11 protein-coding genes and 2 riboswitches are annotated in these 23,327 nt (G+C 69.9%); of the genes, 5 read left to right on the top strand and 6 right to left on the bottom strand.

The features are described from left to right. Positions 1-590 precede the first annotated feature (590 nt). Complete coding sequence (locus AC1PME_RS19265; protein ID WP_481098157.1) at positions 591-3,506, top strand: TonB-dependent receptor plug domain-containing protein; 2,916 nt, start codon at positions 591-593, stop codon at positions 3,504-3,506. 337 nt (positions 3,507-3,843) lie between these two features. Beyond that, positions 3,844-4,917 (top strand): 3-deoxy-7-phosphoheptulonate synthase, encoded by a 1,074-nt coding sequence (locus AC1PME_RS19260; RefSeq protein WP_254459421.1) that lies wholly within the window; start codon positions 3,844-3,846, stop codon positions 4,915-4,917. A gap of 60 nt (positions 4,918-4,977) precedes the next feature. On the opposite strand, the gene AC1PME_RS19255 is transcribed toward AC1PME_RS19260, so the two are convergent. After that, positions 4,978-5,595, bottom strand: coding sequence for a trimeric intracellular cation channel family protein (locus tag AC1PME_RS19255; RefSeq protein ID WP_307546888.1), 618 nt, complete (start codon positions 5,593-5,595; stop codon positions 4,978-4,980). Positions 5,596-5,679: 84 nt separating this feature from the next. Then, a riboswitch (glycine riboswitch) is annotated at positions 5,680-5,770 on the bottom strand. A gap of 12 nt (positions 5,771-5,782) precedes the next feature. Beyond that, positions 5,783-5,874: riboswitch (glycine riboswitch) on the bottom strand. Between the two features lie 565 nt (positions 5,875-6,439). Between AC1PME_RS19255 and AC1PME_RS19250 the strand changes: the two genes are divergently transcribed. Beyond that, entirely contained in the window at positions 6,440-6,790 is a 351-nt protein-coding gene (locus AC1PME_RS19250; RefSeq protein WP_481096738.1) for a GIY-YIG nuclease family protein, read from the top strand. 689 nt (positions 6,791-7,479) lie between these two features. Here the strand turns inward: AC1PME_RS19250 and AC1PME_RS19245 are convergent. After that, positions 7,480-9,000: an acetyl-CoA hydrolase/transferase family protein gene (locus AC1PME_RS19245; RefSeq protein WP_481096737.1), complete on the bottom strand. Its 1,521-nt coding sequence runs from the start codon at positions 8,998-9,000 to the stop codon at positions 7,480-7,482. A 320-nt stretch (positions 9,001-9,320) separates the two neighbouring features. Here AC1PME_RS19245 and AC1PME_RS19240 point away from each other — a divergent pair, with 320 nt between their 5' ends. Further along, on the top strand, positions 9,321-11,534 hold the full coding sequence (locus AC1PME_RS19240) for a translocation/assembly module TamB domain-containing protein (RefSeq protein WP_481096736.1): 2,214 nt from the start codon (positions 9,321-9,323) through the stop codon (positions 11,532-11,534). 451 nt (positions 11,535-11,985) lie between these two features. Here AC1PME_RS19240 and proP read toward each other — a convergent pair whose 3' ends face one another. Then, the gene (gene proP, locus AC1PME_RS19235; protein WP_481096735.1) at positions 11,986-13,467 is read right to left on the bottom strand and encodes a glycine betaine/L-proline transporter ProP; all 1,482 of its coding nucleotides are present in this window, start codon (positions 13,465-13,467) and stop codon (positions 11,986-11,988) included. A gap of 851 nt (positions 13,468-14,318) precedes the next feature. Here proP and glnE point away from each other — a divergent pair. Then, a complete protein-coding gene (gene glnE, locus AC1PME_RS19230; RefSeq protein WP_481096734.1) occupies positions 14,319-17,159 on the top strand; it encodes a bifunctional [glutamate--ammonia ligase]-adenylyl-L-tyrosine phosphorylase/[glutamate--ammonia-ligase] adenylyltransferase in 2,841 nt (946 codons plus the stop codon). An 859-nt stretch (positions 17,160-18,018) separates the two neighbouring features. Here glnE and AC1PME_RS19225 read toward each other — a convergent pair. The 3 genes from AC1PME_RS19225 to AC1PME_RS19215 form a co-directional block, all read right to left on the bottom strand. Next, positions 18,019-18,516, bottom strand: coding sequence for a queuosine precursor transporter (locus tag AC1PME_RS19225; RefSeq protein ID WP_481098156.1), 498 nt, complete (start codon positions 18,514-18,516; stop codon positions 18,019-18,021). A 1,120-nt stretch (positions 18,517-19,636) separates the two neighbouring features. Continuing rightward, positions 19,637-20,710, bottom strand: coding sequence for a glycerophosphodiester phosphodiesterase (locus tag AC1PME_RS19220; RefSeq protein ID WP_430543986.1), 1,074 nt, complete (start codon positions 20,708-20,710; stop codon positions 19,637-19,639). Positions 20,711-20,790: 80 nt separating this feature from the next. After that, positions 20,791-23,091 carry a TonB-dependent receptor gene (locus AC1PME_RS19215; protein ID WP_254459412.1) on the bottom strand — a complete coding sequence of 767 codons (2,301 nt, stop codon included), beginning with the start codon at positions 23,089-23,091 and terminating at the stop codon, positions 20,791-20,793. Between the last annotated feature and the right edge of the window lie 236 nt (positions 23,092-23,327).

The raw sequence follows: 23,327 nt of genomic DNA, 5'->3' as shown, positions 1-23,327 counted from the left end.
GCCGCTCCTGCGAGGACAACGGCGTGTCTCGCCGAGCTGCGGCAAGCAGCAACGCGCGTCATTGGACGCTGCCTGCCGCCGCACTCGTGCGATCTCCCCGACTGAGGCGCGGCACAGGCGCGCCAGGCGACAGAGCCCCGCTAGGGGGATGAGGATGCACGCGTCGCGCCGTGTACCCCAGCACCGCGAGACGCTGCGCGCCGGACGCCTCCACCCAACCTCCCGGTGGAGAGGGGCACGCCATTGCGACGCGGGCGCAGCGTCTCATCGCCCACCTGCAGCTCCGCCGGATCTGCTGCTCCTGGCGCTGTCCACGATGGCGATGCGGCGGCAATCGGCGCGCTGCGCGGCGAATCGTGCACAACGCGCAATCGTCTACAGGTGCGGGGTGGCCGCGTGTTGACAGGGTTTTCAGCGCCATGCAGGTTAGGACGCACGGGCGTGCAGGGGGATCTGCATGTCCGCATGTTCGTCTTCTTCTGTGCGTCGCGGCCGGCGCAGGGCGGCGCGTGCCTGCGGCATGCGCGGCACGGTCGTGGGCGGCGCAACGAAGAGGACGCCGCACGTCGTGTTCGCACGGCGCTGCTTCCATCCGCTGCCGGGGACATCGCATGCCACTTCGCCCACTCACCACCCTCGCGTTCGGCATCGTGCTGGCGCTGCATGGCGCGCCCGAGGCGCGCGCGCAGACCGCAGACGCCGACACCGCCGCGCCCAAGGCCGCCGCCACCGACCTGGGCCAGGTCGTGGTGACCGGTTCGCGGATCAAGCGCTCGGACGTGGAGGGCGCAGAACCGGTACTGACGATCAGCGCGCAGCAGATCCAGCAGGAAGGCTTCCTCACCGTCTACGACGTGCTCAGCACGCTCAACCAGCAGGGCAGCGTCGAGGCCGACACCAAGTATGGCTCGCACACGCCCAACGCCTCGCCGGTGAGTCTGCGCGACCTCGGTCCCGGGCGCACGCTACTGCTGGTCAACGGCCACCGCGTGGCCGACTACCCGCAGCCCTACGCCGGCGAGAGCAACTTCGCCAACTACGCCAACATTCCCTCCGCGGCGGTGGAACGCATCGAGATCCTCACCGGCGGCGCCTCGGCGATCTACGGCTCGGACGCGGTCGCCGGGGTCATCAACGTGATCCTCAAGCAGGGCTATGAAGGCAACCAGGTGCGCCTGCGCGGCGGCACCGCCACCGCCGGCGGGCGCGACGTGGTCGACCTGTCCTGGGTCGGCGGCCGCAGCGGCGACAAGTGGAACCTGACCTATGCACTGCAGTGGACCCGTCGCGATCCGCTCTCGGTCGGCGGGCGGCCGAAGATGGACGATCAGGACGACGAGTCCTACAGCAACTGGACCGCGCAGGCGCGCAAGTACGGCTTCAATCCGTTCACCGGGCTGAGCCTGGTCGACGCCGGCAACAGCCAGCGGCTGGCGCCGCCCAGCGGCACCTGCGCGCGTTTCGGCGGCCAGTTCATCGACGCGCAGCGGCTGAGCTACAACTACAACAGCGACACCGTGCGCAACCTCGGCGGCTACTGCGGCATGGCCCACGACTACGCCGACTGGCTGGCCGCCAGCGGCGGCGACAGCGGCTCGGCCTACCTGTACGGCACCTTCGATTTCGACAACGGCGTGCAGGCCTGGAGCACGCTGTCCACGACCAAGAGCCTCGGCTACTGGACCTACGACCCGCCCTACGTCTACCTCGGCCCGTTCCACGACACCGGCAGTGACCGCGACCTGTACGCGATCCGCCAGTTGACCCGTTTCGAATCCGGCGGCTGGAAGAACCTGGCCAACACCACCAAGGAACTGTCCTGGGACCTGAGCGCCGGCCTCAAGGGCCGCCTCGCCGATCGCTTCGATTGGGAGCTGGCGGTGGGCCGCGCGCGCTACACCGTGGACGAATACGTGCGCACCGTGGACACGCAGAAGGCCACCGCCTACTTCCTGGGCCCGCAGCTGGGCAGCACCGCCGACGGCACGCCGATCTACGACCTGGACGAAGCCCGTTGGTACCAGCCGCTAACCGGCGCGCAGTACAACGACCTGGCGGTGAAGGCGCACAACCGCGCCGATTCCTGGGTCAACCAGGCCAGCGCCAACATCACCGGCGAGCTGCTGCAGGGCTGGGCCGGGCCGATCAAGTTCGCCGCGGTCGGCGAAGTCGCCAAGCAGGGCTACCGGCTGGCGCCGGACCCCTGCGCCAACACCTGCTATCCGCTGGACGTGGTCGACTACGGCGGCGGCGAGCGCCTGCGCTATTCCGGCGGGATCGAGTTCGACGTGCCGCTGCTGTCCTCGCTCAACGCCAGCCTGGCCGCGCGCCACGACCGCTACGGCGACTACCGCGCCTACGGCAGCGACCTGGGCGCGGCGATCGGCACGCAGCGCGACACCACCTGGAGCGCCGGCCTGGAGTGGCGGCCGCTGAGCACGCTGCTGTTGCGCGGCAGCGTCGCCACCAGTTTCCGCGCCCCGGACATGCACTACGTGCTCGGCGAACCCAGTTCCACCGAGCAGACCGTGATCGACCAGTACCGCTGCATCCAGAAGGGCTACTACCTCACCGGCGGCTGCAGCGCCGAGAACAGCGACGTGTTCTACCTGATGCAGGTCAATCGCCGCGGCACGCCTGACCTGGAATCGGAGCACGGCCGCTCGGTCACCGCCGGCTTCGTCTGGGACATCGCCGAGGGCCTGTCGCTGACCGCCGACTACTACCGGATCCGGCTGCAGGACATGATCAAGGACCTCAACCGCGACGAGGTGCTCAGCGCCGAAGCCGGCTGCCGCACCGGCCTGACCACCGCCGGCGGCGTATGGGTCAATCCCGGCGGTGCCGAGTACTGCGCGCGCATCCTTTCGCGCGTGTCGCGCGATGCCGCCGGCCGCGTCACCGGCATCGAGCAGGGGCCGATCAACATCGCGCAGATGCACGTGTCCGGCGTCGACGCCTCGTTGAAGTACCGCCTCAACACCGCGCGCTGGGGCAACTTCAGCATCGCGCTGGATTACAACAACCTGATCGGCTACCACGAGCAGACCTACCGCACCGACGACGACAAGAACCTGCGCGATCAGAAGATCCGCAGCAAGCTGCGCGGCAGCGTGCACTGGGAGAACGGCGGCCCGCTGGACCTGACCGTGTACGCCAAGCGCTTCGGCTCCACCCAGGCGGTGAACTGGGGCACCTGCACCCGTTTCGACGACGGCTACCAGCCCAGTCCCTCCGACGCCTGCCGCGTCACCGACAGCGGCAACCGCCACTTCGGCCAGAGCACCACCCGCTACTTCGGCCGCGTCGGCCCGGCGCTGTACTGGAACCTCACCGCCGGCTACCGCATCGCCCCGAAGATGAAGGTCAACCTGTACATCAACAACGTGCTCAACACCGTCGGCTACGACAACAAGGAGCGCTACTACGGCTACCAGTTCTACAACACCACCCTGTACGACGCGATCGGGCGCGAGGTGGCGGCGGAGTACGTGCTGGATTTCTGAGGGGCGGGGAATCGGGAGTCGGGACTGGGGAATCGAAAGCGGAGCGGTGGCGCTGCTTTTTCCGATTCCCCATTCCCGATTCCCCATTCCCGGCTCCACAAGTTGCCAATGCAACTGTGGCGCCGCCGCAAACCCTGTGTTATCACTACGTCCCATGAACGCTTCCTGCCGCAGCTTTTACTTTTGGTACTACGGTTTTCCGATGCCGCTGGCGGAGGAAGGATCGCGTTCACCCTGAAGGACACTTCAGCCGCAATCCCGAAAGCCGCCAGCGAACCTGGCGGCTTTTTTCATGCCGCCGGCCCTGGCCCCACCCAAGCCCCCACGAGAGACACCCATGGCCCCGCATACCGACGATCTGCGCATCCGCAAGATCGAACCGCTGACCCCGCCCTCCCAGTTGCTGGCGCTGCTGCCCTGCGACGAGGAGGCCTCGCAGACCGTCGCCGCCTCGCGCGCGGCGCTGCACGAGATCCTGCACGGCCGCGACGACCGCCTGGCGGTGGTGATCGGCCCTTGCTCGATCCACGACCCGGTCGCGGCGATGGAGTACGCGCAGCGCCTGCGCCCGCTGCGCGAGACCTACGGCGATGCGCTGGAGATCGTGATGCGGGTGTACTTCGAGAAGCCGCGCACCACGGTCGGCTGGAAGGGCCTGATCAACGACCCCAACCTCGACGGCAGCTTCGACATCAACAAGGGCCTGCGCCTGGCGCGCGGCCTGCTGCGCGACATCAACCGCCTGGGCCTGCCCGCGGGCGTGGAATTCCTCGACATCATCTCGCCGCAGTACATCGCCGACCTGGTGGCCTGGGGCGCGATCGGCGCACGCACCACCGAGAGCCAGGTGCACCGCGAGCTGGCATCGGGCCTGTCGTGCCCGGTGGGCTTCAAGAACGGCACCAGCGGCGACGTCAAGATCGCGGTCGACGCGGTCGGCGCGGCCTCGCATCCGCACCATTTCCTGGCGGTGACCAAGGACGGGCAGACCGCGGTCGCGGCCACCGCCGGCAATCCCGACTGCCACGTGATCCTGCGCGGCGGCACCCAGCCCAACTACGACGCCGACAGCGTGGCCGCGGCGGCGCAGGTGCTGCAGAAGGCCGGCCTGCCGGCGCGGCTGATGGTCGACGCCAGCCACGCCAACAGCGGCAAGAACCCGGACAACCAGCCCAAGGTGATCGAGGACATCGCCCGTCAGCTCGAGGCCGGGCAGACCCGCATCGTCGGCGCGATGGTCGAGAGCCACCTGCGCGGCGGCCGCCAGGACCTGGTCGCCGGCCAGCCGCTGGTCTACGGCCAGAGCATCACCGACGGCTGCATCGACTGGGACAGCTCGGTGCAGGTGCTGGAGCGGCTGGCGCAGGCGGTGCGGGTGCGGCGTGCGCGCTGCCTGAGCGACGCGGCGTGAGGTCGGCGCGCGCCCGGGCCGCGGGTCCGGGCGCGCACCCCGCACTGCCGCGGCGCGCGCTCAGTGCGCTTCGTCGCTGTACACGAACTTGGGCATTTCCCATTTGCAGTGGATCGCCAGCAGGCGCAACAGGAAACCGCCGCCCAGGCACCACAGCGTGGCGGCGTTGAGCGATACGCCCACGCGCAGCAGTCCCAGCCAGGCCGCGCCGGTGAACAGGGTGATCAGCGCATAGAGTTCCTTCTGGAAGATCAGCGGCACTTCGTTGCACAGCACATCGCGCAGCACGCCGCCGAAGGCGCCGGTCAACATGCCCGCGATCACCACGATCGGCGCGGAGTGCCCGGCATCGCGCGCCACCGCGCAGCCGATCAGGGTGAACGCGATCAGGCCCAGCCCGTCCAGCACCAGGAAGGTCCGGCGGAAGTGATGCATCCAGCGCGCGACCCAGGTCGCGATCAGCGCCGCGCAGATGGTGAAGCCCAGGTACTCCGGATGCTTCACCCAGCCCAGCGGGTAGTGTCCCAGGACGATATCGCGCAGCGATCCGCCACCGAGCGCGGTGACGCAGGCGATGATGGCCACGCCGAACAGGTCCATGCGCCGGCGCCCGGCGGACAAGGCGCCGGTCATGGCTTCGGCGGAAATGGCGACGAGGTAGATCAGAGAGAGCAGCATGGGGAGGCTCCGGACACGGCAGGCGGGGACGGAAACGCGCCGCGCACGCGGGCGCGAGCACGCGGGCGTGGGGATTTCCGTTGCCGCTCCCGCTGTCCTTTTGCCTGAGAGTTCGGTGGCCGGGCCACGTGCCCCTTCGGCGGGTCATTGAAGACCTCTCTCCAGATCGGCGTACCGGATACATGGTTGGCGGCGTGTCGTGCCACCGGCCTGAGCGATTATGGGAGCCTGCGCCTTCGGCGGGCGCCGGCATCGGCGCCTCTCTCCTGCATCCGGTGCCGATTCTAGCAGCCGGCGCCGCCGCTCCGCTGGAGACTCCCGTTGCGCGCGCTGCATCGGCGCGCCGGTCCGGGCGATGGCGCTGCGACTTGGCCAGCGTACCCGCGGCGGTTGCAACAACGCTGCAGGCGGCGAGGCACACGGCGGAGACTGCGCCGCGCCAGCCAGCGGCCGCCGGCCATGACGCCGCGCCTGGCGGCCGAACACGCAAAAAAAACCGGCCGCGCCGCCGAATACGAAGGGAGAGAGCTTCGGTGTCGACGGCTGCGAGCCGGCGATGTCGTTATCCGCCTGCACGGTGGCCCTGGTATGCCGGTGTGTGGCAACGGCTGGCAAGGTGTTCGCAGCGCGTTAAGGCCTGTTGTGGCCGGTTCAGCGCGGCGGCGCGGGAGCAGGTTTGCCACCGCCCCGGATGGATGACGGGCGCGGACGCAGCGGCGATCGCCTGCCGAGGTGCGCCAGGTGCAAGCGCCAATACGTTCCGGCCAGCCTGCGATGGTCGCCGCCACTGCAGCCGCACACTGCCGCTGCTGGCGAAGCCGGCCGCCGCGTCGATAATGGGGCCATGGCCACCGACTCGCCCTGGTTCCTGTACCTGCTCGAATGCCGCAACGGCAGCTACTACGCCGGCATCACCCCGGACCTGCAGGCGCGCTTCCAGGCGCACCTGCGCGGCACCGGCGCCAAGTACACCCGCGCCAACCCGCCGCTGCGGCTGCTGGCCAGCCGCGCCTATCCCGATCGTGCCGCCGCCTCGCGTGCCGAGTACGCGCTCAAGCAATTGCCGCGTGGCCGCAAACTGGCGTTCCTGGGCGCGCCGGAATCCGTCCCCGCGGCCGACAGCCTGCAAGCGACAAGCCATGTAGGAGCGGCTTCGGCCGCGAGAGGCGTTACCAGTAAAGCCCGTCGCGGCTGAAGCCGCTCCCACAACGGCCAACGGCACCGGACATGTGCGCAGATGCCGAACGGCAGGAAGCCTGCATTGTGGGAGGGACTTCAGTCCAGACGCGATGTCCTGCAGTTGCTTGGCGAGCCTCCAGCAGAACCAGCGCCAGCAGGGGTAGGAGCGCTTTCAAGCGCGACTCCGGGGGCAGACGCGTCGCGGCTGAAGCCGCTCCCACAACGGTGCCTGACATTCGCGCGGATGTCGGATGAAGCGGCTTCACTGTGGGAGGGACTTCAGTCCCGACGCGATGTCCTGCAGTTGCTCGGTGAGCCTCGAGCAGAACCGTCGCCAGCAGGGGTAGGCGCGCTTTCAAGCGCGACCCCGGGGCAGAGGCGTCGCGGCTGAAGCCGCTCCCACAATGGCGCCCGACATTCGCGCGGATGTCGGATGAAGCGGCTTCATTGTGGGAGGGACTTCAGTCCCAACGCGATGCGTTCGAACGACCCGACAACCTACAACCGCCCCACCAAGCATCCGGCTGTGTGCTGTTCGCTGTCCGCACGCCCCAAGCACGAGCCGCCTCCGCGGCGAGGTCAATGCCACCCCGGACGTGGTCGAGCGCGCGCAGGCCGGCGACGTCGGTCTGGCCGTGCTCCTTGAGCAGCGGGTGGTGCAGGCAATCCGGCCGCTCTCTCAGTGCCGCGATCCACCGCCGGGCATCAACCGCCCGCGTGCATCGTGCCGGTGTCCAACCAGCGCTGGTGCCAGGACAGTGCCTCTGTCAGCAGGTGCGGGGTGTGCTTGCCGTAGCTGGCATGCAGGGCGCGGTCGAAATAGTCCTGCAGCTGCGCGCGGTAGCTCGGATCCACGCAGTGCGCCAGCAGCTGCTGCGCGCGCTGCCGCGGCGGCAGGCCGCGCAGGTCGGCCAGGCCGTGCTCTGTGACGATGATGGAGACGTCGTGCTCGGTGTGGTCGACGTGGCTGACCATCGGCACGATCGAGGAGATGCTGCCGTTCTTGGCGGTGCTGGGGCTGAGGAAGATCGACAGGAAGCCGTTGCGGGCGAAGTCGCCGGAGCCGCCGATGCCGTTCATGATGCGGCTGCCCATCACGTGGGTGGAATTGACGTTGCCGTACAGGTCGGCCTCGATCATGCCGTTCATGCCGATGCAGCCCAGCCGCCGCACCAGTTCCGGATGGTTGGAGATCTCCTGCGTGCGCAGAATGATGCGCTGCCGGTAGAAGTCGATGTTGCGCTTGAATTCCTCGTTGGCCTCCGGGCTCAGCGCGAAGCCGGTGCACGAGGCGACCCTGAGCACGCCGCTGCGCAGCAGGTCGAGCATGCCGTCCTGGATCACCTCGGTGAACGCGCTGAGGTCGCGGAAGCCGCTGCTGGCCAGCCCGGCCAGCACCGCGTTGGGGATGTTGCCCACGCCCGACTGCAGCGGCAGCAGGTTGGGCGGCAGCCGGCCTTTGCCGACCTCGTGCTGGAAGAACGCGATCAGGTGTTCGGCGATGCGCTGGCTGGTGGCGTCGGCCGGGGTGAACGGGCTGTTGCGGTCGGGGCCGTGGGTGCGCACCACCGCCACGATCTTGTCCGGGTCGCAGCGCAGCGACGGTTCGCCGATGCGGTCGTCGGCGTGCAGCAGCGGAATCGGCTTGCGCTGCGGCGGCAGCGCGGTGCCGTAGTACACGTCGTGCATGCCGTCGATGCCGGCCGGCTGCCAGTCGTTGACCTCGATGATCACCTTCTTCGCCAGGTCCAGCCAGGTCTTGTTGTTGCCGACCGAGGTCGACGGGATCAGGCGGCCGTCTTCGCGAATGCCGGCCACTTCCACCACCGCGGTGTCGATCTGCCCGTAGAAGCCGAACCACACGTGCTGGGCGACGTGGCTGAGGTGGATGTCGATGTAGTCCAGGCTGCCGGCGTTGATGCGCTGGCGTGCGTCCGGGTCGGATTGGAACGGCATGCGCAGGGCGATGCCGTCGGCCTTGGCCAGGGCGCCGTCCAGTTCCGGCGCGGTCGAGGCACCGGTCAGCAGCTGGATCTTGAACGACTGGCCCTGCAGATGCGCCGTCTCGATGCGCTGCGCCAGCGCCATCGGCACCGCCTTGGGATAGCCGGAGCCGGTGAAGCCGCTCATCGCCACCGTCTCGCCGGGCTGGATCAACGCCGCCGCGGCCTCGGCGCTGACGATGCGTTCGCGCAGGCGGGGATGGAGGATGCGTTCGGCGGACATGCGGCGACCATGGCGTGGGAAGGGGACGGCAATTATCGCGGATCGGGCCGGGGCCCGCGCTGGGACGTGTCCCCACTTTCATTTCCGTTGCGCCGCGCGCGTGCGCGCGGCAGGCAGCGCGGCGACGCAGGGGAGCGGCCCTCCACCCCTGCGCGCCGGCACACGCGCCGCGCGCGATGTGCTCCAGCGGCCGCTCGCGTGCTGTCGTGCCAGATCCGCCGTGCGCCTGCCCGGGGCGGACACCGTGCAACGGCATCGAGGCCGGGCGCCCGTGTGCCGCTTTCACGCGCTCCACGCCGCGCCGCGGCGATAGTGCGGCGGTGCCGCTCTCTGCCCGCCCGCTGACCGCCGTCCACGCACGCTACCGGCGTCTGCCGCGTGGCTGGCGCCTGCTCCTGCGCGGCCTGCTGATCGCCTACCTGCTGTACCTGCTGGCCGGCAACGTGTTCCTCAACACGCCGCTGTTCGACCTGGCCACCAACCGCAAGCCGGAGAAGTTCCGCATGCACACCGGGCCGGCAGTCACCGTGCTGCCCGGCTTCATCACCGCCTGGAACGTGCGCATGCGCGGCCATGTGCAGCGCAACGTCTGGCAGGTGCGCGCCGACCGCGCCAGCGCGCGCATCGCGCTGCTGCCGCTGCTGCATCGCGAGGTGCGCGTGCCGTGGATGGAAGCGGTGAACGTGGTCGGCGAGATGGATCGCGTCGAGCAGATGATCCCGCCGCCGCCGCCGAGCGACCAGGGCTGGACTCTGCGTTTCGACGCGATCCACAGCGGCACGCTGCGCCGCGCCCGCTTCGGCGACTTTGCGATCGAGGGCAAGGGCCACGGCACCGTCGGCTTCCTCAAGCAGCTGCGCGGCGGCCCGTCGCAACTGTTCCGCTCGCAGATCGTGTTCGAGGACGCCAGCGTGCGCTACGGCAAACGCCAGATCGCCGACCAGGCCACGCTGGATGCGCGCTTCTCGTTCCCGCGGCACTACCGCGCGCAGGCGCCGGGGCTGCGCAAGCTGGGCATCACCGACCTGGCGCTGCGCGTGCACGGCCGCAGCGTGGCCCTGCGCATCGACACCGCCGGCGACACCACGAAGCTGAGCACCGAACCCGGGCTGGGCCACATCCAGGCCGATCTGCACGTGCTGCGCGGCGCGCTGCAGCCCGGCAGCACGCTCAACTGGCGGGTGCCGCTGCATGCCGGCGTCGGTGCCACCGACCGCGGCGTGCTGGCGCTGCTGCTGGACGTGGAGGGCGACAGCATCCGCGCGCGTGCGCGCCTGCCCGGCCAGGTCGATCCGGGCAGCATGCTCGATGCCGACCTGCGCATCGCCGGGCGCCAGGTGCCGTTCGCCGACCCGGCGGCGCTGCTGCCGCGTACCTCCGGCCGCGTGCAGGGGCGCTGGCATTTCGAATCGTTGAACTGGATCAGCGACCTGCTGGTGCGCAAGCCGTGGTTCCAGCTCGACGGCGGCGGCGACGTCGCCGCGGACCTGCTGCTGCGGCAGGGCGCGCTGCAGCCCGGCAGCCGCCTCGACGTGCCCGACGTGCAGGCGGTGGCGGAGATCATGCGTGTGCGGGTGAGCGGCAAGGCGCAGGCGGCCGGCCGCATCGTCGGCAGCGCCGAACAGCCACGCACGCAACTGGACGTGCGCATGCGCCGCTTCGCGCTGGCGCCGCTGGACGATCCCAAGGCCAGCTTCGTCGAAGGCGAGAACCTGCAACTGGCGCTGCAGGGCGACGGCGCGCTGGCCACGCTGCGCGATTCGCTGCAGGCGCAACTGCGCTTCGCCGATGCGCGCGTGCCCGACCTGCGCGCCTACAACCGCTACCTGCCGGCGTCGCAGGTGCGCGTGCTCGGCGGCGACGGCCGGCTCAGCGGCGACCTGCAACTGGACGCGTCGGGCCAGGTCGGCCAGGGCCGCGTGCGCGTGCTCGGCCGCCGGGCGCGGCTGCAGACCGCGGGCCTGGAACTGGCCGGCGATCTCGACCTGGACGCGCGGCTGCGGCGTGCCGAACTGCAGGGCAAGCGCCTCGACCTCAGCGGCAGCACCCTGCGCCTGAAGGGCGTGCGCTACGGCAGCCAGCCCAAGCAGGGCGACTGGTGGGCGACGCTGCGCATTCCGCAAGGACGCATCGCCGGCGCGGCGCCGGTGCAGGCCGATGCGCAGGTGCAGATGCAGATGCGCGACGCCGGCCCGGTGCTGGCGGTGTTCGCGCAGCACAGCGATTCGCCGGCGTGGTTGCTGAAGCTCGCCGACGCCGGACAACTGCAGGCCAGCGGCCAGTTGCGCTGGCGCAAGGACGCGCTGTGGCTGGATCGCGTGAGCGCGGAGAACGAACGGATCGCGTTACGCGCGCGCCTGCGGGTGGGCGATGCCGGCACCCAGGGCGATCTGTACGCGCGCTGGGGCGTGCTCGGCGTGGGGGTGGCCTTGCGCGGCGAACAGCGGCAATGGCATCTGCTCGGCGCGCGCGAGTGGTACGACCGGCAACCGGCCTGGTTGCCGGAGGCGTCGGCACCGGCAGCATCGCCCTGACGCGACGACGCACGCGTCGTGCCGTGCGCCGGTGTGCGTGCGTCGGCAAGGGCAGGCAACTGCAATCGCGGCGTCCGCAGTGTGCGGGCCTGCGCAAGGCGCACAGCGCCCGCTTTTCCCGTTCCCGATTCCCGTTTCCCCACTCCCGCCAACCAAGCAGAATGTACTGCCCGGTATCGTTTTGCAGTGCAGCGTGCAATGTCCAAAAAAAGCGCCCAAGATCGCCCTGCATCCCGACGTGGGGGAGGGAGCAAAGCCCGCTGGCAGTTCGCTGCAAGCGGGCTTTTTTATTGCCTGTTTCCTGGTGCCGGGCCGGCGCGGGCGCTGCGCGATGGCGTGCTGTGGGATGGCGATCCCAATCATTCACCGCAGTGGCGTGAATGCGGCGCCCCCCGGGAACATCCGCGCTGGCCGCGCGGGTTTCGCGGCAACGCGGGCGACCGCGAGCGCGTCAGGTCGGCATGGCCTGCGACGGCGCTTCCGGCGACGGCGGAAGTTCCGGCCGGGTCGGATCCACGGTCAGCGGCTCGTCGTTGTGCAGCAGCGCGTGCGCCTCGGCTTCGCTGGCCACCGCCGGCGGCGAGCCGCGCAGCGGCAGGCCTGCGGTTTCGCGCACGAAGACCATCGTCGCGATGCCCACCACCGCCGCACCCATCAGGTAGTAGGCCGGCACCAGCGGATCGCCGGTGCGCTCGACCAGCCACGCGGTGACCAGCGGCGTGGTGCCGCCGAACAACGAGACCGACACGTTGAAGGCGATCGACAGCGCGCTGTAGCGCACCGGGGTGTAGAACAGCGCCGGCAAGGTGGAGGGCATCGAGCTGGTGAAGCACACCAGCGCCAGGCCCAGCAGCATCAGGCCGAGGAAGATCAGCCAATCGTTGCCGGTGCCGATCAGCAGCAGGCACGGCACCGCCAGCACCAGCAACGCGATGCACGCGCCGATCACCATCGGCTTGCGGCCCAGGCGATCGCTGAACAGTCCGCCGACCACGTTGAGCGGCATCATCACCAGCATCACGATGATGATCAGCAGCAGGCCCTTGCTCTCGGCATAGCCCATGGTGACGCTGAGATAGCTGGGCATGTAGGTCAGCAGCATGTAGTCGGTGACGTTGAACACCAGCACCAGGCCCACGCACTTGAGCAGCTGCGGCCAGTGGATGCGGAACAGCGCGCCCAGGCCGGGCGCGTCCTGCTCGCGCTTTTCCGCTTCCTCGGCATAGGCCTGGAACGCCGGGGTTTCCTCCAGCTTCATGCGCATGTACAGGCCGAGCAGGCCCAGCGGGCCGGCGATCAGGAACGGCACGCGCCAGCCCCAGTCGAGCATCTGCGCATCGCTCAGCGCGAAGTGCAGCGCGGTCACCGTGGCGGCGCCGGTGATGTAGCCGCCCAGCGTGCCGAACTCCAGCCAACTGCTCATGAAGCCGCGGTTGCGGTCGGTGGAGTACTCGGCGATGAAGGTGGCCGCGCCGCCGTACTCGCCGCCGGTGGAAAAGCCCTGCACCAGTCGCGCCACCAGCAGCAGGATCGGCGCCCAGATGCCGATGCGCTCGTAGGAGGGGATGATGCCGATCGAGAACGTGCCCAGCGCCATCAGGATCATGGTCGCGGCCAGCACTTTCTGCCGGCCGTAGCGGTCGCCCAACGGGCCGAACACCAGTCCGCCCAGCGGGCGCACCAGGAACGCCACGGTGAAGGTCGCGAACGTGGCGATCAGCTGCGCGGTGGGGTTGGTGCTCGGGAAGAACACATGGCCCAGGGTCACGGCCAAGTAGCCGTACACGCCGAAGTCGAACCATTCCATCGCGTTGCCCAGCGCCGCCGCGCCGACCGCCCGCCTGAGCATCGGTTTGTCGACGACGGTGACCTCTTCCACCCGCAGCTGGCGGCGGCGCTTGAACCATCCGAAATGGGCGTGGAATTCCGACATGTCTTCTCCTGTCCTAAAACGGTGAGGTGATGACCCCCGGCCCGCACGCGGCAGGGCAAGCAAGACGGAATGGCGCAGCGGCGCCGCATTGGTCTGCGGGGGCACGATCCCGGATGGCCGCGTCGACACCACGGCGCTGCGAGATCGAAGAGACGGAGCGGGCGGCGCGGGATCACGCGAGGCTCCGTCGAGGGGCGCATGATACACCATCGCCCGATTCGGCCGAGCGGCATGGTCCGCGAAACGCGGCGAACGTGGCGTGAAACGCTGCGTATTGCGGCGATGTGCGGCAACGCGCGGCGCGTACGGTGTCGTGTTTGCGACGTCTCAATTGCGCGGCCGGCACGCAGCGGGCATCGCCCCGGGACGCGCCTGGCGCGTGGTTTCGCGTGCAGGCCAATGGCGACGTGTCGCTTTGGGCGGATCGCAGCCGCAATGGGGCCGCGATGCCGAGAGGTTGCATGGCGATGGCAGCGGTACCTGTAGGAGCCAACTGTCATGCAGCCACGGCGCGCGAAGCGGCGTGCGTTCCGATGGCGCAATGCGTCGGGACTGAAGTCCCTCCCACAGTGCACCCGGCGAGCTCGCCGCAAGACCCGCTTTCGACACAAGCGGCTTCAGCCGCGACGGGGCGTCGCGGCTGAAGCCGCTCCCGCAGTGGCGGCGTCGGCACTGTCGGGAACTGCATTGTGGGAGGGACTTCAGTCCCGACGCGCCGACTCGGTTGCGCTCTTGAACCTCCGCGCGTCGCGGCTGAAGCCGTTCCCACCAACGCAACGGCGCTTCTGACGAGCCGCGAAAAGCATGCGCTGTTGGATGTGCCTGAACGCCCGAGATGCCAGAATCGCCTGATGTCCAACGCGTCCGCCGCCGTTCCCGCCGCCCTGCAGCCCACCCTCGATCGCAGCCTGGCGCGCCTGCGCCAGGCCGTGGCCGCGCAGCCGTGGCCGTCCTCTCCCGGCGTCGACGCCGCGCTGGCGCGCGCGTTGCTGGCCAGCGACTTCCTGCTCGACACGCTGTGCCGGCAGCCGGCGTTGCTCGCGCACCTGGCGCAGCCGGACCCGCCGCCGTTGCCGCTGCCGCAACTGGATCCGGCGCAGCCGGCGGCGTGGCCGGCGCAGTTGCGTCGCTACCGCGCGGCCGCCTCGGCGCGGCTGGTGTGGCGCGACGTGCTGGGCCTGGACGATGTCGATGCGACCCTGGCCGGCAGCACGCAGCTGGCCGAGGACTGCCTGGCGCTGGCGTTGCAGGCGCTTGAAGCCGAGTTCGCCACGCGTCATGGCGTGGTTCGCGCGGCCGATGGCAGCGTGCAGCGGCTGGTGGTGTTCGGCCTGGGCAAGCTCGGCGGTGGCGAACTGAATTTCTCCTCCGACGTGGACCTGGTCTACGCCTATCCGCAGGGCGGCGAGTCCGACGGCGCGCGCGCGCTGGCCGCCGAGGAATACTTCGCGCGGCTCGGCCAGCGCCTGGCGCGGCTGCTCGACGAGACCACCGCCGACGGCTTCGTGCACCGCGTGGACCTGCGCCTGCGCCCGTTCGGCACGGCCGGCCGGGTGGCGTTGTCGTTCGCCGGCATGGACCAGTATTTCCAGCGCGAGGGCCGCGACTGGGAGCGCTACGCCTGGCTGAAGGCGCGCGCGGTGGCCGGCGACATCGCCGCCGGCGAGGAATGGCTGCAGGCGCTGCGTCCGTTCGTGTACCGGCGCTATCTCGACTACACCGCGCTGGACGGCCTGCGCGAGATGAAGGCGGCGATCACCGCCGAAGTCGCGCGCCACGACCGCCTGGACGACATCAAGCGCGGCGCCGGCGGCATCCGCGAGATCGAGTTCCTGGTGCAGTCGCTGCAACTGATCCGCGGCGGTCGCGAAGCGGCCTTGCGCGAGCGCCGCCTGCTGCCGGCGCTGCGCGCGCTGGTCGCCGCCGGCCAGGTCGCGGCCGAGGACGGCGCGGCGCTGGCGCAGGCCTACCGCTTCCTGCGCCAGGTGGAGAACCGCCTGCAGATGCTGCGCGACGCGCAGACCCATGCGCTGCCGGAAGACCCCTTGGATCGCGCGCGCATCGCCTTCGGCCTCGGTTATGCCGACTGGGCGGCGTTGCACGCGGCGCTGCAGGTGCAGCGCGACCGCGTCGCCGCCGAGTTCGCCGAACTGCTGGCGCCGCGCGAGCGCGTGCTGGCGCCCGATGCGCTGGCCGACTATTGGCGCGGGCTGCCCGATGGCGGCCAGGCGCAGGTGCTGCGCGCCGCCGGCTTCGCCGACGCCGAGGGCGCCGACCAGGCCTTGCGCGGCTTCGTGCAGTCGTTGGGCGTACGCAGCCTGTCCGATGCCGCGCGCGCGCGCCTGGACCGGGTACTGCCGGCGCTGCTGCATGCCGCGGCGCGCTCGGCGCAGGCCGATGCCGCCTTGCACCGCGTGCTCGGCCTGCTGCAGGCGATCCTGCGCCGCGCCAGCTATCTGGCCCTGCTCGACGAACAGCCCAGCGCGCTGGCGCGGCTGGTCGACGTGCTGGCGCGCAGCGCGTTCCTGTCCGAACGGCTGGCCGCGCACCCGTTGCTGCTGGACGAACTGCTCGACAGCCGCGTCGCCGGGCCGCTGCCGGACCTGGCGGCGATGCAACGGCTGTGCGAGGCCGCGGTCGCCGCCGCCGGCGACGATCCGGAAGCGGCCTTGCGCGGCCTCAACGAAGCGCGCCAGTCGCTGAGCTTCCGCATCGCCCTGGCCACGCTGGACCGGCGCCAGCCGGCCCTGGCCAGCGCCCGCCAGCTCGCGCAGCTGGCCGAGGCGGTGGTGCTGACCGTGCTGCGCCTGGCCCGCGCCGACCTGGTCGCCGCGCACGGCGAGGTGCCCGGCGGCAGTTTCGCCATCGTCGGCTACGGCAGCCTCGGCGGCGTCGAGCTGGGCATTGGCTCGGACCTGGACCTGGTGTTCCTGTACGACCATCCACCCGGCGTGGAGGCCTCGGCCGGCCCGCGGCCGCTGGAGAGCGGGCGCTGGTTCGCGCGGCTGGCGCAGAAGGTGATCGCCCTGCTCGGCGCGGTCACCGGCGGCGGCCGCCTGTACGACATCGACGTGCGCCTGCGCCCGGACGGCGGCAAGGGCGCGCTGGTGTCGTCGCTGGCCAGCTATCGCGACTACCAGCGCGAGCGCGCCTGGACCTGGGAGCACCAGGCGCTGGTGCGCGCGCGCGGCGTGGCCGGCGATGCGGCGCTGCTGCAGCAGTTCGAGCAGGTGCGTGCACAGACCCTGGCGCGTCCACGCGAGGCCGCGGCCCTGCGCGAGGAAGTGCGCAAGATGCGCGCACGCATGCGCGCCGAACTGGACCGCAGCGATGCCGCACGCTTCGACCTCAAGCAGGGCGCCGGCGGCCTGGTCGACCTGGAATTCCTGGTGCAGGCCGGCGTGCTGCTTGGCGCCGCGCAGCAGCCGGCGTTGCTGGCGCCGCGCGACACCCCGGCGCTGATCGACGCGCTGGCGCACAGCGGCTGGCTGCCGTCGCCGATCGCGGCGAGCCTGCATGCCGCCCACGCCACGCTGCTGGAGGCCGGCCTGGCCTGCACGCTGGACCGGCGTCCGCGCCTGACCGCGCCCACCGCCGAGATCGCCGCGGCGCGCACGGCGATTCGCCAGGCCGCGGCCGCCCTGGAGCTGGTGTTCGTCGACGGGCGTGCGGGCGATGAGGTGGTGCACTGACACGCGACGGGAGCGCTGCGTGGAGGGGCCGCTGCGTGTGCTGTCCAGCGCATGGGCATGGGCGGCGGGGTGCCAGGGTCGAGAGAGCGACAGGAGCTGTAGGAGCCGCTCTGCACAGGAGTGGGCATGCGTTGCGATGCGGCTATGCACTGCAGCGCGGTCGACATCGCGCGTCGGGACTGAAGTCCCTCCCACAATGCAGTTCCTGACAGTGCCGACGCCGCCACTGTGGGAGCGGCTTCAGCCGCGACGCGCGGAGGCTCAAGAGCGCAACCGAGTCGGCGCGTCGGGACTGAACTCCCTCCCGCAATGCAGTTCCCGACAGTGCCGACGCCGCCACTGTGGGAGCTGCTTCAGCCGCGACGCGCGGAGGCCAAAGAGCGCAAACCGAGTCGGCGCGTCGGGACTGAAGTCCCTCCCACAATGCAGTTCCTGACAGTGCCGACACCGCCACTGTAGGAGCGGTTTCAGCCGCGACGGGCGGAGGCTCAAGAGCGCAACCGAGTCGGCGCGTCGGGACTGAAGTCCCTCCCACAATGCAGTTCCCGACAGTGCCGACGCCGCCACTGTGGGAGCGGCTTCAGCCGCGACGCGCGGAGGCCCAAGAGCGCAAACCGAGTCGGCGCGTCGGGACTGAAGTCCCTCCCGTAATGCAGTTCCCGACAGTGCCGACGCCGCCACTGTGGGAGCGGCTTCAGCCGCGACGGGCGGAGGCTCAAGAGCGCAACCGAGTCGGCGCGTCGGGACTGAAGTCCCTCCCACAATGCAGTTCCCGACAGTGCCGACGCCGCCACTGTAGGAGCGGTGTCAGCCGCGACGGGCGCAGCGGAGTGCCGCATGTGCCGATGGGTTTACCCAGCTATCGCGTCGGCGCCATCCGCCACAGCAGCGCGCGGAACGGCGCGAGCAGGCACACGCCGATGCCCAGCTTCACCGCCAGGTCGCCGGCGGCCCAGCTCAGCCAGGGCAGCGCCGAGCCGGCGAAGGCGATCGACCAGAAGATCGTGGTGTCCAGCGTCGCGCTGCAGGTGGTGGCGACGATCGGCGCGCGCCACCAGCGCCCGCGGCGCAGCCGGTCGAACACGGTGATGTCCAGCAGCTGCGCGGCGATGAAGGCCAGGCACGAGGCCGCGGCGATGCGCGGGGTGGCGATCCAGATCGACAGCAGCACGGCCAGCGCGAACCCGCACCAGGCCACCCGCCGCGCCGCGCGCGGGCCGAAGCGGCGGTTGATCAGGTTGCTGACCAGGAACGCCACCGGATAGCTGAAGGCACCCCAGGTCAGCCAGTCGTTGATCGGGAACTGCACCAGCACGTTCGACAGCAGCACCACCGCGCCCATCGCCAGCACGGACATCAGCAGCGCGCGCGGGGTCAGCGCGGCGAAAGTGGGCGAGGGAGCAGCGACGGAGGGCACGGCGATCGTGGGCAGGGCGGGGCGCGCATTATCGCGGCCCGGTCGCGCCATGACCAATGCCAGGGGCGCGGACATGCGCTTCGGAGGAGTGGCTTCAGCCGCGACCACGCGAGATCGGAAACGCCCTGTCGCGGCTGAAGCCGCTCCTCCAGTGGGAGCCCCGCGACGGGAACCGCGTTTGCGAATCCCCATCCCCTAATCCCCATTCCCGGCTCCATCGCGGCTGAGGCGGCTCCCACTCTTGCGGCACCTGCACTATCGGAAGCTGCATTGTGGGAGGGACTTCAGTCCCGACGCGACGATGCATCCGCTTCGCATAGCGAGCCCCCACCTCCGCGCGTCGCGGCTGAAGCCGCTCCTACAAGAGGAATCCCGCGATGGAACCGCTGTTGCGAATCCCCATTCCCTAATCCCATTCCCGGCTCCATCGCGGCTGAGGCGGCTCCCACTCTTGCGGCACCTGCACTATCGGAAGCTGCATTGTGGGAGGGACTTCAGTCCCGACGCGACGATGCATCCGCTTCGCATAGCCGAGCCCCCGACCTCCGCGCGTCGCGGCTGAAGCCGCTCCTACAAGAGGAATCCCGCGATGGGAACCGCTGTTGCGAATCCCCATTCCCTAATCCCATTCCCGGCTCCATCGCGGCTGAGGCGGCTCCCACTCTTGCGGCACCGGCCCTGTCGGAAGCTGCATTGTGGGAGGGACTTCAGTCCCGACCCGACGATGCATCCGGTTCGCACTGCGTGTTCCTTACTTTCATGCGTCGCGGCTGAAGCCGCTCCTACAGAAGCCACCACGACGGGACCGCTGTTGCGAATCCCCACTCCCTAATCCCCAATCCCGGCTTCATCGCAACTGAAGCCGCTCCCACCCTTGCGGTACCGGCACGGTCGGAGGCTGCACTGTGGGAGGGACTTCAGTCCCGACGCGACGATGCATCCGTTTCGCCCAGGGTGTCCCCGACCTCCGCGCGTCGCGGCTGAAAGCCGCTCCTATGGGAGAATCCCGCGACGGGAACCGCTGTTGCGATTCCCCAATCCCGATTCCCCACTCCCAGCGTCACCGCCCCGTCGGCGACGTTCCATCCACCGCGGCACGGCCCACGGCCGGGTCGTCGGTGAAGAAGCCATCGATGCCGGCGTCGATCAGCGCGCGCATCTCGGTGATGCTGCCGGCGGCGTTGACCGCGGCCGGACCGCGGCCGTCCTGCAACTGCCTGGGCAGGAAATAGTTCTCGGGCCGGAACGTGTACGGAATCACCTGCAGGCCGGCCGCATGCGCGTCGGCGACGAAGGACGTGGGCGCGGCCAGCGCACCGTCGGCGGTCACCGGCACGATCGCGCGCAGGTTCGGGCTGACCAGCTGCGCGTACTTGGCGATCGCGCGCAGGCCCTGCGCGCTGCCCATCTGCGCGTAGGTCGGGCCGTCGCGCAACTGGTCGCCCGGGCGCTCCTTGGGATCGCCCAGCAACTGCACCAGGCGCACGTTCGGATGGGTGCTTCCCAGCTTGCCGTGCAGATACTCCAGGTTGCCGATCTCGAACGACTGGATCACCACCGGCGCCTTGCGCGTGTAGGCATGCGCATCGAGGGTGGCGACCAGCTTGTCTTCCATCGCCAGGCCGAGCCCACGGAAATAGGTGCCGTGCTTGATCTCCGGGATCAGCCCGATCGGGCGTCCGCGCGTGGCCGATTCGGCCGCGGTGAAGTCGATGATCTCGTCCAGGGTCGGCACCTGGAACTGCCCGTCGAAGGCGGTGCCGCGCAGTTGCGGCAGGCGCTCGCGCGCGCGCAGGGTCTTCAGTTCGGCCAGGGTGAAGTCTTCGGTGAACCAGCCTTCCACGCGCTGCCCGTCGATCTGCTTGACGGTCTTGCGCGCGGCGAACTCCGGATGCGCGGCCACGTCGGTGGTACCGCCGATCTCGTTCTCGTGACGCGCCACCAGTACGCCGTCCTTGGTCGAGACCAGGTCCGGCTCGATGAAGTCGGCGCCGTCGGCGATGGCCTTGGCGTAGGACGCCAGGGTGTGCTCGGGGCGCAATGCGCTGGCGCCGCGGTGGCCGATCACCAGCGGCTTGTGCTCGCCCGGGGCGGCGGCCGGTGCGGCCGCCGCGGTGGTCGCCAACACGGCCATCGCGCATCCCAACAACCAGGAGGTGGATCGGATCATCGCATGCGTTCCGGTGCGGGGGCGGGCGGACAGGATGGACGCGCTCAGAAGCGCGCGTCCAGGGTTAGGAACGCCTGCCGCGGCGCACTGGCGTGGAAGGCCTGCGCGCGGCCGCTCGGATCGGTGTTGCTGAAGGACGTGAGGTTGGAGGCGTAGCGCTTGTCGGTCAGGTTGGTGACGTTCAACGACAGCTTCAGGTCCTGCAGGAACGACACCGCCCCGAAGTCGTAGCCGGCGCCGGCATCGAAGGCGGTGTAGCCGCCGAAGCCCTGGTCGTTGGTGTAGGTGTAGTAGCGCTGGCCGGTGTACTTGCCGCGCAGGTTGGCGTTCCAGCCGTTCCAGGTCCAGCTGATCTCGCTGGCGAACATGCGCTTGGGCGTGTCCACGGTGTACTTGCCGGCGGTGGGGATCACCGCGCCGTTCTGCACATAGTTGTCGTCGTAGGTGGAGCGGTTGATCGAGGCCGAGTTGTACCACTGCAGGTGCGCGTTCGGCTTCCAGATGAAGGTCAGCTCGCCGCCGCGGCTGCTCACCGAGCCGACGTTGAAGAAGCGCGTGGTGCAGGCCGGGCTGGTGCCCTGCTGGATGCTCGCGCAGGGGTTGAGCGAGAGCAGGCGGTTGTCGAAGGTGACGTCGTAGCCGACCAGCGAGGCTTCGAACTGGTCGCGCACCAGGCGGTAGCCGGCTTCGAAGGTCTTGGACTTCTCCGGTTGCAGCGCGCCGACGCTGGCGTCGAACGAGGCCTGGGTCACCAGCAGCGGGCCGCCGGCGCCGCCGCCCTGGAACGCGGCGATGTTCTCGGCGTAGGAGCCGAACACTTCCTGGCCCTCGCCCAGGCGGTAGCTCAGGCCGGCCTGCGGCAGCAGCGCCTTGCTGGCCTTGAGTTCGCCGTTGGCCACCGGCGACTCCACCGCGATCCCCGGCGTCTCGCGCGCGGTCATCGTGGTGTGCGGGCTCTTGGCGCCGATGTCCAGGGTCAGGCGCTCGTCGAGCAGCTTGAAGGTGCCCTGCACGTAGGCCTGCTTGGTGGTGATGACGTAGTCCTGCGAGAACAGCCGGCGGTTGGGGTTGCTCAGGAACACGTCGTCGTCGATCGGGCCGTCGATCCAGTAGAAGTTGCGCTCCACGTGGTGCTTGTTGCGCTCGTACCACACGCCCGCCTCCAGGTGGTGCGGGCCGATGTCCCAGCCCAGCGAGGCGATGCCGCCGGTGCGGTTGATGGTGTAGTTGGTGCTGCGGATCGAGATCGGCAGCGCCTGCGGCGTGCCCGGGTAGGAGGGCTGGCCCGGCGACCACCAGTGGCCCTGGCCTTCGTTCTCGTGGTGGTAGACCTGGGTGTGCACGCTCACCGCGTCGGACGGCTGGAAGTCGCCGGCCAGGTAGTACAGGTCGTCGTTGCGCAGCGCGCGGCTCTGGTAGTAGGCGTCGTTGATGTTGTCCACGCCGCCGCTGTAGCCGCAGCGGCTGGCATCGAACGTGGCCGGCGCGCAGTACGCCGCGGCCAGCGCGCGCTGCCAGTCCGGCGCGTACAGGTTCCAGTCCCAGCCCAGGCCGCGGTGCAGGCCGCTCTTGGACAGGTAGGCATAGTCGGCCTGCGAGGTGCGCGAGGTGTCGACGAAGGCGGTGAGCTTGCCGCCCTCGAACTGGTACACGCCCTTGCCGTTGAACTGCGCGGTATGGGTCGGCGATTCCGGCTTGGCCCACATGTCGGCGTCGGCATAGACGCCGGACAGATACGCGGAGAAGCCGTTGTGCTCGCCGGTATCCAGGCGCAGGTAGGTGCGGCGGTTGTTGTCCGAGCCCACGGTCTGCGCCAGGCGCACGCCGACCTCGGTGGACGGATCGTCGGAGTAGTACTGCACCGTGCCGCCAAGATTGCTGGTGGAGGCGGTGCCCAGGCTGCCGATGCCCGAGGCCAGTTCCACGCCGCCGAAGTTTTCGGCGATCAGCGCGCGGCTGATGTTCAGGCCGTTGTAGTTGCCGTAGGCGTTGTCGCCCAGCGGCAGGCCGTCCAGGGTGTAGCCCAGCCGCGTGCCGTTGAAGCCGCGCAGGCTGATGGTCTGCGATTCCTCGTTGGCGCCGAAGGCGTCGTTGGACTGCACGTTGACGCCGGGGATGCGGTTGAGCAGCTTCTGGATGCTGGTGCCCGGCGGCAGCACCGCCACGTCCTGGGCGGTGATGCGCTGCACCTGGCGGGTCTCGCCCTGGCCGATCACCGACACCGCGTCGAGTTGCTGCACGTCGGACGCGGCGCCATCGGCGGTGGCAGGCTCCGCGGCGGTGGCGGCGAAGGGCGACAACAGGGCGGCGAGGATCGCCGTGCTCAGCAGGGAATGGAGAGGCATGCGCAAGGGGGATTCGTAAAGGAAGTGCGCACACGATGCGACAGCGACGTTGCAGGTTGGCGTCACCGGCGTTGCGTTTGTCATGCAATGGTCCTGCAGCGTGGCATTGGCGTCGTGGCGGCAGGGCGCGTCATGGCCGCATGCGGACCATCGCGCGCCACTGCGCAAGACCTGGCGCGGCGCCGCGCGTATCGACATCAAAACGTTACAGAGTGGCGGTTATTGCCATGCATGGC

Source organism: Xanthomonas sp. NCPPB 901 (genome assembly GCF_056725085.1).
This window is presented reverse-complemented; position numbering and strand designations above follow the sequence as displayed.

Bases quoted from the DNA above. Each gene is read 5' to 3' on its own strand.
- AC1PME_RS19250 (WP_481096738.1), top strand. From the start codon at position 6,440: ATGGCCACCGACTCGCCCTGGTTCCTGTACCTGCTCGAATGCCGCAAC.
- AC1PME_RS19245 (WP_481096737.1), bottom strand. From the start codon at position 9,000: ATGTCCGCCGAACGCATCCTCCATCCCCGCCTGCGCGAACGCATCGTC.
- AC1PME_RS19215 (WP_254459412.1), bottom strand. From the start codon at position 23,091: ATGCCTCTCCATTCCCTGCTGAGCACGGCGATCCTCGCCGCCCTGTTG.
- AC1PME_RS19225 (WP_481098156.1), bottom strand. From the start codon at position 18,516: ATGTCCGTGCTGGCGATGGGCGCGGTGGTGCTGCTGTCGAACGTGCTG.
- proP (WP_481096735.1), bottom strand. From the start codon at position 13,467: ATGTCGGAATTCCACGCCCATTTCGGATGGTTCAAGCGCCGCCGCCAG.
- AC1PME_RS19220 (WP_430543986.1), bottom strand. From the start codon at position 20,710: ATGGCCGTGTTGGCGACCACCGCGGCGGCCGCACCGGCCGCCGCCCCG.
- AC1PME_RS19255 (WP_307546888.1), bottom strand. From the start codon at position 5,595: ATGCTGCTCTCTCTGATCTACCTCGTCGCCATTTCCGCCGAAGCCATG.
- glnE (WP_481096734.1), top strand. From the start codon at position 14,319: ATGTCCAACGCGTCCGCCGCCGTTCCCGCCGCCCTGCAGCCCACCCTC.
- AC1PME_RS19260 (WP_254459421.1), top strand. From the start codon at position 3,844: ATGGCCCCGCATACCGACGATCTGCGCATCCGCAAGATCGAACCGCTG.